14 protein-coding genes are annotated in these 12,836 nt (G+C 72.4%); 4 read left to right on the top strand and 10 right to left on the bottom strand.

Annotation, left to right across the window (positions count from 1 at the left end):
• Positions 1-211: 211 nt before the first annotated feature.
• From DY240_RS27075 to DY240_RS27055, 5 genes are read right to left on the bottom strand one after another with little or no spacing between them, the layout of a single operon-like run.
• Positions 212-1,054: a carbohydrate ABC transporter permease gene (locus tag DY240_RS27075; protein WP_119662779.1), complete on the bottom strand. Its 843-nt coding sequence runs from the start codon at positions 1,052-1,054 to the stop codon at positions 212-214.
• A gap of 11 nt (positions 1,055-1,065) precedes the next feature.
• On the bottom strand, positions 1,066-1,995 hold the full coding sequence (locus DY240_RS27070) for a carbohydrate ABC transporter permease (protein ID WP_199702568.1): 930 nt from the start codon (positions 1,993-1,995) through the stop codon (positions 1,066-1,068).
• Positions 1,992-3,302, bottom strand: coding sequence for an ABC transporter substrate-binding protein (locus DY240_RS27065; RefSeq protein WP_119662777.1), 1,311 nt, complete (start codon positions 3,300-3,302; stop codon positions 1,992-1,994). Before DY240_RS27065 ends, DY240_RS27070 begins: the two co-directional genes overlap by 4 nt.
• Positions 3,299-4,594: an FAD-dependent oxidoreductase gene (locus DY240_RS27060; RefSeq protein ID WP_119662776.1), complete on the bottom strand. Its 1,296-nt coding sequence runs from the start codon at positions 4,592-4,594 to the stop codon at positions 3,299-3,301. The genes DY240_RS27065 and DY240_RS27060 overlap by 4 nt, the downstream gene beginning before the upstream one ends.
• Positions 4,591-5,427, bottom strand: a complete 837-nt coding sequence (locus DY240_RS27055) for an IclR family transcriptional regulator (RefSeq protein WP_119662775.1) — start codon at positions 5,425-5,427, stop codon at positions 4,591-4,593. Before DY240_RS27055 ends, DY240_RS27060 begins: the two co-directional genes overlap by 4 nt.
• A gap of 180 nt (positions 5,428-5,607) precedes the next feature.
• Between DY240_RS27055 and DY240_RS27050 the strand changes: the two genes are divergently transcribed.
• Positions 5,608-6,438 carry a PP2C family protein-serine/threonine phosphatase gene (locus DY240_RS27050; protein ID WP_158603018.1) on the top strand — a complete coding sequence of 277 codons (831 nt, stop codon included), beginning with the start codon at positions 5,608-5,610 and terminating at the stop codon, positions 6,436-6,438.
• 4 nt (positions 6,439-6,442) lie between these two features.
• Here DY240_RS27050 and DY240_RS27045 read toward each other — a convergent pair whose 3' ends face one another.
• Positions 6,443-6,871, bottom strand: coding sequence for an ester cyclase (locus DY240_RS27045; RefSeq protein WP_119662773.1), 429 nt, complete (start codon positions 6,869-6,871; stop codon positions 6,443-6,445).
• A gap of 80 nt (positions 6,872-6,951) precedes the next feature.
• Between DY240_RS27045 and DY240_RS27040 the strand changes: the two genes are divergently transcribed.
• Positions 6,952-7,614 (top strand): TetR/AcrR family transcriptional regulator, encoded by a 663-nt coding sequence (locus tag DY240_RS27040; RefSeq protein ID WP_158603017.1) that lies wholly within the window; start codon positions 6,952-6,954, stop codon positions 7,612-7,614.
• 278 nt (positions 7,615-7,892) lie between these two features.
• On the opposite strand, the gene DY240_RS27035 is transcribed toward DY240_RS27040, so the two are convergent.
• A complete protein-coding gene (locus DY240_RS27035) occupies positions 7,893-9,278 on the bottom strand; it encodes an MFS transporter (protein WP_119662771.1) in 1,386 nt (461 codons plus the stop codon).
• Positions 9,279-9,367: 89 nt separating this feature from the next.
• On the bottom strand, positions 9,368-9,760 hold the full coding sequence (locus DY240_RS27030) for a VOC family protein (protein ID WP_119662770.1): 393 nt from the start codon (positions 9,758-9,760) through the stop codon (positions 9,368-9,370).
• A 131-nt stretch (positions 9,761-9,891) separates the two neighbouring features.
• On the opposite strand from DY240_RS27030, the gene DY240_RS27025 reads away from it, so the two are divergent.
• Positions 9,892-10,602, top strand: a complete 711-nt coding sequence (locus DY240_RS27025; protein ID WP_199702565.1) for a TetR/AcrR family transcriptional regulator — start codon at positions 9,892-9,894, stop codon at positions 10,600-10,602.
• A gap of 50 nt (positions 10,603-10,652) precedes the next feature.
• Positions 10,653-11,129, top strand: a complete 477-nt coding sequence (locus tag DY240_RS27020) for a Fur family transcriptional regulator (protein ID WP_119662768.1) — start codon at positions 10,653-10,655, stop codon at positions 11,127-11,129.
• A 7-nt stretch (positions 11,130-11,136) separates the two neighbouring features.
• Here DY240_RS27020 and DY240_RS27015 read toward each other — a convergent pair whose 3' ends face one another.
• Positions 11,137-11,889 carry an endonuclease/exonuclease/phosphatase family protein gene (locus DY240_RS27015; RefSeq protein WP_119662767.1) on the bottom strand — a complete coding sequence of 251 codons (753 nt, stop codon included), beginning with the start codon at positions 11,887-11,889 and terminating at the stop codon, positions 11,137-11,139.
• 42 nt (positions 11,890-11,931) lie between these two features.
• Positions 11,932-12,708 (bottom strand): DUF72 domain-containing protein, encoded by a 777-nt coding sequence (locus DY240_RS27010; protein WP_119662766.1) that lies wholly within the window; start codon positions 12,706-12,708, stop codon positions 11,932-11,934.
• Positions 12,709-12,836: the final 128 nt, after the last annotated feature.

Here is a 12,836-nt window from a genome sequence, read left to right as displayed (position 1 = left end):
GGCCGGCAGCGGCGCGAGCCGCGCGAGCGGACCGCTGCCGGGGTCGCCACCGGGCGCGGCGACGGTGTCCGCGTGAGCCGGCCGGGTGAGGGCCAGACCGCCGGCCAGGCCGGCGACCCCACCGATGATCACCGTCCGCCGGCTCGGGCGGGCGCCTGCGACTGCCATGCGTGCCTCCGTTCCGCCGCGACCGCGGCGCAAATGACGGGCGTCAGCCTTTGATGCCGCTGGCGAAGCCCTTGATGATGTACTTCTGGAGCAGGAAGTAGACGACGAGGATCGGCACGATCGCGATGCCCATGCCGGCGAAGATCACCTGCCACTGGCTGGCGAACTCGCCGCGGAAGGCGAAGATCGCGACCGGCAGCGTCTGCTGCGGACTGCCGCCCACGTAGAGCAGCGGCGTCAGGAAGTCGTTCCAGATGTTGATGGCCGACAGGATGACCACGGTGCCCGTCACCGGACGCAGCAGCGGGAAGACGATGCGCCAGAACACCGCCAGCGATCCCGCGCCGTCGACCCGCGCCGCCTCCTCGTAGTCGCGGGGCAGGGCGCGCAGGAAGCCCGCGTAGAGGAACACGGACAGCGGCAGCTGGTGCCCGATCTCGAAGATGATCAGCGACGTGTAGGTCTGCAGCAGGTTGAGATCGCGCATCAGCTGGTACAGCGGCACCATCCCCAGCTGCAGCGGGATCATCAGGCCGAGCAGGAACAGCAGGTACGTCCCGTAGCTCAGCCGCGTGCCGCGCCGGGCCAGCACGTACGCCGCCAGCGAGCCGCAGGCCACCAGCAGGGCCACCGACAGGCTCGTCACCACGACGGAGTTCACCATCGCCGTGCCGAGGTCGCCGCGCTGCCAGGCCTCGGTGAAGTTCGCCAGCGCCGGGTCCGTCGGGAGCGACAGCGGCGAGCGGGCCAGTTCCGCGGGCGTCTTGAGCGCCACCGTGAGGAAGACGTAGAACGGGAACAGGAAGATCGCCGCCACGGCGAGCATGCCGAGCTCGGCACCGATGCGCGGCAGGGTCCACCGGCGCCGCCCGGCCGCCGGCCGCATCGCCAGGGCGCTCACTGCTGCACCTCGAACCGGCGCAGGCCACGCAGCTGGAGCAGCGCGAACGCGAAGACGATCATCGTCAGGACGAGCGCGATGGCCGTGGAGTAGCCGTACCGGCCGGACACGAACGCCTCCTTGTACATGACGACCGACAGGGTCTCGGTCGCGTAGCCGGGGCCGCCGCCGGTCATGACGTAGACCTGGTCGAACAGCTTGAGGCTGCCGATGAGCGTCAGCGACAGCGCGATCGTGGTGGCCGGCACGAGCAGCGGGAGCGTGACGTGTCGCAGCCGCTGCCACCGTCCGGCGCCGTCCATCGTGGCGGCCTCGTGCAGCTCGGGCGGCACGCCTTCGAGGCCGGCGAGGTAGATGACCATCGTGAGGCCGGCGTTCTGCCAGATGATGACGGCGATGACGCTGGCCAGCGCGACCGACGAGTCGCCGAGCCAGTTCTGCGCCAGACCGCCGAGCCCGACGGCGCCGAGCGCGTCGTTGAGCGGGCCGGCCGGGGTGAGGATGTACTGCCAGAGGAACCCGATGATCACCGGCGGCAGCAGCGCCGGCGCGAAGAACATGGTCCGCAGCAGGTTCCGGCTGGCCAGCGCCGAGTGCAGCGCCAGGGCGAGCGCCAGGCCCACCAGCGTCTGGACGATCGTGGTCGACAACGCGATGATCAGCGTGTTCCGCAGCGCGGAACGGGCGGCCGGGGCGGAGAACAGCTCGGTGAAGTTGTCCAGCCCGACGAAGCCCGGCGTCTCGCGTCGACCGGCCCAGTCGGTGAACGCGTACCCCGCGCCCTGCAGCGTCGGCCACAGCACCACGAACGCGTAGAACAGCAGCGCCGGCACCAGCAGCAGGTACGGGACGCGCGCCCGCCGGGCCCGGCGGCGGGTGGCGCGCGGACCCCCATCCACCGCCGGCCGGCTGAGGGTCAGCGTCACGACTGGCCCCGGGCGTACTCGGCGTCCATCTGGCCGAGCAGGCCCGCGGTGTCGAGGGCGCCGTCCAGCCACTCCTGACCGGACTGCAGCATCGTCTGCTGGACGTCGCCGTTGGGCCACAGGTAGTTGGCGTAGGCGACGGAGCGCCCGTCGGCGAGCAGCGGCTCGATCGGCCCCAGCACGTCGCTGTCCAGCTCGACCTCGGTGGCCAGGCCGGGTAGCACGCCCATCTCGTTGGCGTAGGCCGCGACGTTCTCCGGCTGCGCGAGGAAGTCGAGGAACTCCAGCGCGGCCTCGGGGTCGGCGGCCGCGTTGACGGCCAGGAAGTCCGGCGCCACGGGGACGAGCGTCGCCTCCGGGTCGTCGTTGGCCGGCAGCGCGAAGACGCCGAACGCGTCGGCGCCGCCCTCGGCATAGCCGTGCAGCTGCGGCAGCCCGGCGGAGACCATCAGCACCATCGCCGCCTCGCCGGTCGCGACCGACTGCAGCCCCTGGTCGGCCGGGATGCCGAGCATGCCGTCGGAGAGGTAGCCCGCGTCGCGGAGCTCGGCGATGCGGGCGAACACCTGGCCCCACTCCGCGTTCTCGGCAAACGTCGTCTCACCGGCGGCCATCTGCTCGTCGATGTCCGGGTTCTCGGCGTAGACCAGCGTCCCGGCCAGGGCGTACACCCAGAACTGGAAGTAGATGCCGCCCTGGAACGGGGCCGCGATCGGCGTGATGCCGGCCGCGTCCAGCGCCGCGCAGGCGTCGAGGAACTCCGACCAGGTGGTCGGCACCTCGAGGCCGGCGTCCTCGAACACCTGCCGGTTGTAGGCCATCACGATGGCGTTCCGGCTCACCGGGAAGGCCAGCACCTGGCCGTCGACCTCCGCGAGCGCGCGGGTGTCGTCGGACAGCTCATCGGTCCACGACGCGTCGGACAGGTCGGTCAGCTCGCCCTCGCGGCCCAGCACGCCGACCGCGACGGGGCTGGAGTTCCCCGGCGAGACCCGGATGAGGTCCGCCGCTGTCCCGGACGTGAGCTGGACCCGCAGCTGCTGGTTCAGCTCGTCGGTGGTGGCCGAGGAGATGTCGACGGTGGCGCCGGTCTCCTCCTCGTAGGCCTCGATCAGCGGCGCGAGGCCGGTGTTCTGCTCGGTGTTGACGTACGCGGTGAGGCTGCCGCCCGACCCGCCCTCTTCTGTCGAGTCGTCGCCGGAGTTGACGAACCCGCAGGCGCCGAGCGTCACGGCGAGGGCGGTGCCCAGAGCGGCCCGCTGGATCAGGACACGGGCGGGACGGGACCGAGCGGCGTCGATGGTCATGAGGTCTCCTTGGTCGGCAGGGGTGGGACGACGACGTCGCCGGGCAGGATCGCCCCGTGGGCGCGCAGGTCGTCGCGGATGAGGTCGAGCGGCAGGTCCAGGACGTCGGTGCCCCGGTCCACGGCACGTGCCGCCATCACCCCGGCGGACTGGCCCATGGCCATGGACGACGCCTGCACCCGGTACGCGGACGACGCCTCCTGGTCGCCGCTGATGGCGCGACCGGCGACGACCAGCCGGGACGATCCGCGTGGGATCATCGCCGCGCGTGGGATGGTGGGCAGGGTGCCGTAGGCGAGCGGCCGGATGTCGATGCCGTCGCCGTCCGGCCGGTGGACGTCGATGGGGTAGAAGCTGTAGCTGAGCGCGTCGGGCCAGGCACGGCCGCCGGCGTAGTCGTCGAGCGTGATGGTGGCGTGGCCGTCGATGGTCCAGCTCTCGCGGATGCCGGTCTCGACCGCCCACGACTCGATGACGACCTGCTCCAGGCCTGGTTGCCGCCGCAGGAACCGCAGGATACGCAGGAGGGTGCGGCGACCCGCGACCTCGGCGTCGGTCTTGTCGCGGCTGGTGCCGCCCTGCACGCCGGTGACGTGGATCGCGTTCTCGCCGCGCACCCGGAGGAACTTCGCGACCGGGTTGTGCGCGAGGTCGGCCGGCAGCAGGTCTCCGCGCCGCACCGCGTCGTCGTGCGCGGCCTGCACCGCGTCGACGTCGATGGCGGCGAGGTCGTAGCCGCCCAGCCGGACCATGATCGTGCCGGGCTGGCGGCGCGCACGAGTGGTGCGGGTCAGCCCGGCGAGCGCGACGACGTCCGCGTCGCCGGTGCAGTCGACCACGGCGCCGGCCCGGATGCGGTGCAGCCCGTCCTTGGTGGCCAGCGTCAGCCGCCACTCGGAGCCGTCCCACGACGCCTCGGCCACGATGGCGTGCAGCAGGAGCTCCGCCCCCGAGCCGACCACCGTATCGTCCAGGACCGCCGCCAGCACGGCCGGCGACACCCGGACCTGCAGCCGGTGATGCGGCAGGTCCCAGCGGGAGAAGTCGGGCAGCCGGAGGCCGGCCTCATGCACCGACCGCGTCACGGCCTCCCAGCCGATGCCGGCGATCACCTGCTGGCCCCACGCGTGGAACAGGCCCGGCAGGGACACCCCCGCCACCGTCGTGGTGCCGCCCAGCGCGCCGTTCTTCTCGACCAGCAGCGTGCGGGCACCGAGCCGGGCCGCCTGCGTCGCCGCCGGCCCGCCCGCCGTCCCGCCGCCCGCGACGACGACGTCGTAGTACGGCGTCATGCGCTCGCCTCCCCCGGATCGGCGCCGAGCATCAGCGACAGCTCGGCGGCGGCATCGACGACGTCGTCACGCAGCGAGGCGGCGTGGGCGTCGGTGTGCCGGACGGACGGATAGCCGACGCAGATGGCCGCGATGGTGCGCCCGGTGTGGTCGCGCACCGGAGCCGCGACGCCGCAGACGCCGGGCGCCTCCTCCTCGAGGTTGGTCGCGAACCCGCGCCGGGCGACGTCGTCCATGGCGTCCATGAGGTCGCCCTCGTCCGGCGGGGTGTCGTCCCGCCAGGGCGCCGACCGCAGCATGGTCAGCCGCTCCGGCCGCGACAGCCCGGCGAACAGCACCTTGCCGGCTGCGGTGCGGTACGGCGGGGTGGCCGAGGCGTCGACGAACCGGGCCGTCGTCGGGTCGATGGTGAGCAGCTGCGGGCTGACGATGACGGCGATGTCGACCCGGCGGTAGCCGTGGAACACCGCCAGGTGCACCGTCTCCTGGGTGCGCTCCCAGAGCCGGCGCAGCACCGGCGCGGCCGCTGCGGACAGGTCGGTCTGCAGCACGAACCGGCGGTTGAGCTCGAAGAACCGCGATCCCAGCAGATAGTGCCGGCTGCTCACGTGCTGGGCGACGAGGCCGTGCGCCACCAGGGACGCCAGCAGTGTCCGCGCGGTCGACGCCGGGAGCCCGACCTGCTCAGCGAGGTCGCGCAGCGCGATGCCGTGCGAGCCGGCGCCGGCGACGACGTCGAGCAGAGCGACGGTGCGGTCGATCGCCTGGATGGCGGTCCGCGGCTCCGGGCGTGCGCCGGCGGCCGCCGGCCGTGCGACGTCGTTGTCGGTCATCGTCGATTCCGTTTCCGGCCGTGGACCGGCCGCTAGTTTGTTCGGCAATGTCGAATGGTGTTCGACATTGCGGCGAGCGTAGAGCTCGGCTTGAATCGTGTCAATGACCCGGCGCGGTTGCGCGCGGGCGCCTTGTCGGCGGAGGGTGGGGGAACGATCCGGCGAGAGGACGAGGTGGCCATGCTCCGATTCCGCCCTGCCGCGACGTCCGACCGCGGCCTCGTGCGTCAGAACAACGAGGACTCCGGGTACGCGAGCGCCGGCCTGCTGCTGGTGGCCGACGGCGTCGGCGGCAACGCGGCGGGCGAGGTCGCGTCGGCGAGCGTCGCGCACGTCATCGCGTTGTTCGTCCTCGAGTCGCGCGAGCGGCAGGACCCCGTCGCGCTGCTCAGCGACGCCGTCGGGTACGCGTTCGCGCACCTGAGCGACGGCGTGCGGCGCGATCCGGCCCGGGCGGGCATGGCGACGACGTTGACGGCGCTGCTGGCCGACGGCGAGGGATTCACGCTCGCACACGTCGGCGACTCGCGCGGCTACCTGCTACGCGGGCCGGTTCTTCAGCAGCTCACCCGCGACGACACGTTCGTCCAGGACCTGATCGACGCCGGCCGCATCACCCGTCAGGACGTCTCCACCCACCCCTACCGCTCGGTCGTCGTCCGGTCGATCGCCGCCGACAGCGCGCCGGTCGTCTCCATCGCCCGCGTCGCGCTCGAGTCCGGCGACCGAGTGCTGCTCTGCAGCGACGGCCTGACCGATGTCGTGCCCGACGACCTGATCGCCGAACTGCTGGACGATGGCTCGCCGACGACCGCGGCACAGCGGCTCGTCGACGCCGCGCTGGCGGCCGGCGGCCGCGACAACGTCACCTGCATCGTCGGCGACGTCGACGAGGGAAATCCGCACGTGCGCAACGGCGCTCTGGTCGGCGCGCACCGCAACCCGGTCAACCTCATCGACCCGGCGGCGGCGCTGACGCAGAGCCTCGCTCGCGGCGCCGCCGCCGGGTGAGGTGTCAGGCCGGCCCCACCTCGGGTGACGCGGTCAGCTGACGCATGAGGCCAGCGTCGTCGCGCACGGCCCAGTGCTCGACGCCCTTGCCGCCGGCGAAGCGGATCAGGTGCATCTGCCGGTAGCTGAACGACCGGCCGCTGGGCGGGATGCCGAAGTAGTCGCCGACGTGCCGGCCGCTGTGGGTGCAGTGGATCACGACGGTGTCGCCGTCGGCGAACGCGTGGTGCACCGTCCACTTCTGGTCGGCGAAGGCGTTGGCGAGCAGATGCATGTAGAAGGCGACGCTGCCGAGCCCCGGCGGAGTGCCGGGCGGCGCCTCGTGGTTGACGAAGTCGTCGCTGATCAGCTCGGCCAGGGCGGCTTCGTCGTCGGCCGGGAAGATCTCCTCGAGCACGCGGCGGGCGCTCTGTGTGATGTCGGTGGTGGTCATGACGTCGCCCCCGTCCCGTCACCGGCGTGTCGGCCGGTTCGGCTATATTCGTGACAGTATCATTCTCTTCAATGTCGGAGATGACAAGACCCAAGCGCCGGTACGACTCGACGAGCCGCCGGGCCCGCGCCGCCGAGACCCGGACCCGCATCGTCGAGGCGGCCGGCCGCGTCTTCGTCGAGCTGGGGTACGCGCGGGCGACGATCCCCCGCATCGCGGCCGAGGCGGGGGTCGCGGTCGAGACGGTGTACCGCTCGGCCGCGGGCAAGGCCGGCCTGCTCGAGGCCGCCGTCCTGGCCGCGGTCGCCGGCGGCGTCGAACGCTCCGACGTCCCGGTGGAACAGCGGCCGGCGATCCGGCGGATCATCGAGGAGCCCGACCCACGCCGGCAGCTGCGCGCCTACGCGGCGACGCAGCCGGGCATCTGGAGCCGGGTCGGGCCGCTGCTGCGCGTGCTGGACGCGGCCGCCGCGACCGACGACGCCCTGCAGGCGCTGCGCATCCAGCAGGCCGACTTCCGGCACGCGGGGCTGCGCCGGTTCGCCGGGCTGCTGGAGTCGCGCGGCGCGCTGAGGCCGGACGTGTCGGCCGACCGGGCCGCCGACATCATCTGGACGGTCTGCGCGCAGGCCAACTACGACGCATTCGTGCTGGCGTGCGGCTGGACGCACGAGGAGTACGAGCGGTGGATCGGCGACACCCTGATCCACGCCCTGCTCCCACCCAGCGCCGGCGAGAGGTGAGCCCGCCCCGCCCCGGTGACCTCATTCCCCGCAGACCTCACTCCCCGCTGACCTCACTCCCCGTTGATCTTGGAGTTGTTCGGCAATTGCCGGGTGAAATGTCCGATAGATACCCGAAGAACTCCAAGATCAACGGGGAGTGGTGGTGCGTCGGGGAGCAGGCGCGGCAGAGGCATGCGCACGAGAAGCGTCCGGCCCCGACCTCGCGAGAGGGTCGGGGCCGGACGCGGAACGTACGGTGTCAGGCGGGGTCGGGGCCGGAGGCGGACCGTACGGTGTCAGGCGGGGTCGGGGACGGGCTCGATGCGCTCCAGCTCGGGCCCGGCGACGGCGGCTGCCGCCAGGCCGTCACCGGCGTCGGGGCCGGTTTCGGGCTCGTCGCGCAGCGGGTGGGCGAGCTCGTCGGCGGGCAGCTTGGCCCAGACGATGGCCACGACGGCGACGACGGCCGGGACCACGCCGGCGATGACGAACGTCGGACGCAGGCCGATGAGCTGCGACACCGGGCCGGCCAGCGCCATGGACACCGGCATCAGCGAGATCGACACGAAGAAGTCGAGGCTGGCGACCCGGCCCAGCAGCGCCGGCGGCACCCGTCGCTGCAGCAGCGTTCCCCAGATGACCATGGGTGCGGAGAACATCGCCCCGAGCACGAACGCCGACCCGATGACCACCCACACCGAACCGGCGAAGCCGATGACCACCATGGGCAGGCAGCCGAGGCCCCAGAGGAGGTTCATCCAGCTGAGGTAGCGGCGCGGCATGCGCATGGAGGCCATGATCAGCGAGCCGACGGCGCCGCCGATGCCGAACGCGCCGAGCACCCACGCGTGGTCGTCGGGGCCGCCGCCGAGGCGGTCTTTGATGATGAACGGCGTCAGGACCTCGAGCGGGCCCATGAGCACCAGGATCATCAGGCTGGCGAACAGCAGCGTGGCGAGCAGCCACGGCGTGCGCCACATGTACGCCAGCCCCTCGCGCATGTCGCCGAGCGCCGTGCGGACGGGGTGCGCGACGGCCTCGGCGGGCAGTTCGCGGCGGACCGGCGTCTTCGGGACCGTGGTCAGCGCCAGCAGGCCGAGCGCCGCCGCGCCGGCCGCGACCAGCACGGCGGAGCCGGGGTTGGCCATGCCGACGACCGCACCCGCCACTGCCGGGCCGAGCGCCTGGCCGATGGTGGGCCGGACCATGCCCTCGAAGCCGTTGACCGCCATGAGGTCGGACTCGGGCACCAGCGCCGGCAGCCAGGCGGAGTAGGCCGGGTAGTAGAACGCCATGCCGACGCCGGTCAGGAACGCGACGACGGCCAGGTGCCACAGCCGGGTGACGTCGGTGAGCGAGAGCGTCGCCACCAGCGCCATGCCGCCGAGCTCGATGCCCGCGACGGACAGCAGGATGGTCTTCTGCGGGACGCGGTCGGCGACGACGCCGGCGAGCAGGGCCGGCAGCAGGACGCCGAGAGCCGACGCCGTCGAGACGACCGAGAGCTGGGCGGGGCCGCCGCCGAGGCGGATGACCTCCCACACCTGCGCGACGATCCAGACGCCGCTGGCGAACGTGGAGAACACCAGAGCCACCGCCAGGCGGCGGTAGGCCGGGGTGCGGAACGGCGTGAGGGCACGCGGCACCGGACGACCGGTGGCTGCGGCCTGCGTGTCAGTCATCGTGATCCTCCGCGATTGATTGTGCCGATACCGACCGACAAAGTCGTTCGAATTCATCGCCCCTCGGAGGGGGCGGATCCGCGCACTGCTCAGGAGGCGTCGGGGTCCATCCAGACCAGCTCCCAGTGGTGACCGTCGGGGTCGAGGAAGCTGCGGCCGTACATGAAGCCCTCGTCGAACGGGTCCTTGGCCTTCTGGCCGCCGGCGGCCAGCGCCTTGTCGGCGAGCTCGTCGACCTCCTCGCGGCTGTCGACCTGGACCGCGAGGATCGCTTGGGTCCCGGAGGTGGAGACGCCGTTGGAGACCGACTCGGCGAAGAAGCCCTCGGTCAGGGCCATGACGTAGATCGAGTCGGTGACGGCGACGCAGGCGGCCTGCTCGTTGGAGAAGTCCTCCTGGAGCGTGAAGCCGAGCGCCGTGTAGAAGCCGGTCGCCCGCGGGAGGTCGGTCGTGCGGACGTTGACGAAGAGCTTGCGGGGCATGTCAGTCGCCTTCCTGATCTGTGTCCGCCGGTCAACTGTTTCCGGCTGAGGACAACTGTGTCCTACAGATACTGTTTCCGCAAGACTCAATTTTGGTAGAGTTCTCACCAAGCGAAGGTGAGGGCACAGTGGTGACAGACGCGGACACGACGGCGGACGGCACGATCCAGCTGCTCTGGGGGCTGCGAGAGGGACCCACCCGCGGCCCGAAGCCGGTGCTCAGCCTCGAGCGCATCGCCCAGGCCGCGGTCGACATCGCCGACGCGGAGGGCATCGCGGCGGTCTCGATGCAGCGGGTCGCCGCCGACCTCGACTTCACCAAGATGTCGCTCTACCGGTACGTCACCGGCAAGGACGAGCTGGTCGCGGCCATGATCGACCTCGCCGTCGGCGAACCTCCCACGCTGGAGGAGCTGCCCGGGACGAACTGGCGGACCCGCATCGAGGCGTGGGTCCGGCTGCTCGCGACGACCTGGGAGGCCCATCCCTGGCTGCCGTGGGTCACCATGGGCGACCGCGTCATGGGACCCAACGAGACCGGCTGGACGGAGCTCTCCGCGGCCGTCATCGCCCAGACCGGGCTGACCGTCCCGGAGCGGATGAGCCTGGCCCGGATGCTCGGCGGGCACATCCGCGCCACCATGTCGGTGTCGACCGCGGGCACCCAGCCGTGGGTCAACCGCCATCAGGCGGCGCTGCTGCGCGAGCACGCCGACCGGTTCCCGACGCTGCGGTCCATGCTCGACGGCGACGCCGCGCCGCCGCCCGACTACGGCCGCGACTTCGGCCTGCGGCTCATCCTCGACGGCGTCGAGCGGCTCATCGCGCAGCGGTCCGGCTGACGCCGTCGCCGGGAGTGGCGATTCCCGATCCCAGCCGTGACACTAGTGGGGTGAATGTCGATGTCAGCGCCCGTCACGGCCATTCGCACGACGACGTCGCCGCCGTCGAGCGCGCGCTGGACCGCCTGCGCGCCCGCGGGCACCGCATCACCGGCGCCCGGCACGCGGTGATCGAGGCACTCGCGACCGTCGACGGCCACCCCAGCGCCGAGCAGCTGTCCGAGCAGGTCCGCCAGCTGCACCCGACGGTGCACCGCGCCACCGTCTACCGCACGCTCGAGACGCTGGCCACGCTCGGCGTCGTCACCCAGGTGCACGTCGGCGGCAGCGCCACCACCTACCACCTGGCCGCGCAGGCCACGGGCCACGACGACCACCTGCACGCCAGCTGCCGGGTCTGCGGGCGCATCATCGACCTCCCCAGCGACCTGCTCGACCCGATCAAGCGGCGGCTGGCCGACGAGAGCGACTTCCAGCTCGACCCGCCGCACATCGCACTGTCCGGCACCTGCCGCAGCTGCCAGTAGGGCGGGCTCAGAGCCGCAGCGTGGCCCGCACCGGCCAGTGGTCCGACGGCAGCCGCCCGCCCGGCCGCACCCGCACGACCTCCGCGTCCTCGATCGTCCACTGCGGGCCGGCCAGGATGTGGTCGATGCGCCGCCCGTCGGCCGCCCCGGTGAAGCGGTGCACCGTCCCGCCGGTCACCGGCGCGAACCGGAACCCCAGCTCCAGCAGCGGTCCCATGACGGCGCGGTCGCCGGCGACGGCGTTGAAGTCGCCCAGGACGACCGCGGGGACGGACGGGTCCAGCCAGCCGGCCAGCTGCCGCACGGCGGCCGCGCGATTGGCCGCGTGCCGCTCGTCCAGATGCGTGTTGACGACGGTGAACTCGCGCGCCGTCCGCTGGTCGCGGCACCGGAGCAGGGTCGCGACCCGCGGGAACGACGCGTCCGGCAGCCGGGTGCCCGGGACGTCCGGCGTGTCGCCGTACCAGCGGGTGCGGTGCTCGAGGACCCTGACGAACCCGCCGCCGACGGCGACCGGGCACTGCTCGCCCGACGTGCCGCCGTCGCGGCCCTGCGTGCACCACTGCAGGCCGGGCAGGCGGCGGGCGAGGTACCGGCGCTGGAACTCGTACACCTCCTGCAGCGCCAGCACGTGCGCGCCCAGCGCGCCGATGGCCGCCGCCGTCGCACCGCGCCGGAACCACCACGAGTTCAGCCAGTCGAGGGCCCGCCCGTTGCGGATGTTGAACGTCGCGACGCGCAGCACCGGACCCGGCTCCATCACCACTCTTCACGTCTCGGGCACACGGCGGCAGCGTAGCGGTCACGCGTGGACGATGTCGGCCGACGACGGCGTGTGGGTCACCGACCGGCCGGATCGGCGGATCACGCCGGCGAACCGGACGGCGTCGCGCACGGCCGCGCCGTCGGGGTCGTTGTTGAAGTAGACGAACACGTCCTGGTCGTCGGCCCACGTGCCGGCCAGCCGCTCGGCCCACGTACGCAGCGCCTGGCCGCCGTACTTCGGCCACGGGTGGGCCGCACCTTCGTGCATGCGCAGGTAGCCCCAGCCGGCCGTGCGCCACAGCGGCGTGACCGGCCGGCCCAGCCGGTCGGCCCAGCACAGCGCCGCACCGTGCCGCTCCAGCACCGAGCGGACCTCGTCGGTCCACCACGACTCGTGCCGCGGCTCCACGGCCACCCGCACGTCGCGCGGGAACAGCGACAGGCAGCGGTCCAGCCGGTCCGGCTCGGCCCGCAGGTTCGGCGGCAGCTGGATCAGCACCGGCCCGAGCCGGTCGCCCAGCCCGGCGGCGACGTCGAGGAACCGGCGCACCGGCTCCTCCGGCTCGCGCAGCCGCTTGATGTGCGTCAGGAACCGGCTGGTCTTCACCGCCATGACGAAGTCCGGCGGCAGCCGCTCGCGCCACGACTCGAACGTCTCGCGCCGCGGCAGCCGGTAGAACGCGCTGTTGTTCTCGACCGTCGCGAACACCTCGACGAACCGCTCCAGCCAGCGCCGTTGCGCGAGCTTCGGCGGATAGAGCACGCCGCGCCAGGAGTCGTACTGCCAGCCCGATGTCCCCACGTGCACCACCATGGTCGGATCAATGCCCATTCGCGAACGATCCGAACGGGCCTGACCCCGGCCGCCCACCGACCGCCCTCGCCCGTTGACGCTTCTATGTCAAGCTGCTGGTTGTTGGCAGGTCGCGGGTGGGAAGTCGT

It is taken from the genome of Jiangella rhizosphaerae, from assembly GCF_003579925.1.
In the GTDB taxonomy this organism is placed as follows: Bacteria; Actinomycetota; Actinomycetes; order Jiangellales; family Jiangellaceae; genus Jiangella; species Jiangella rhizosphaerae.
This window is presented reverse-complemented; position numbering and strand designations above follow the sequence as displayed.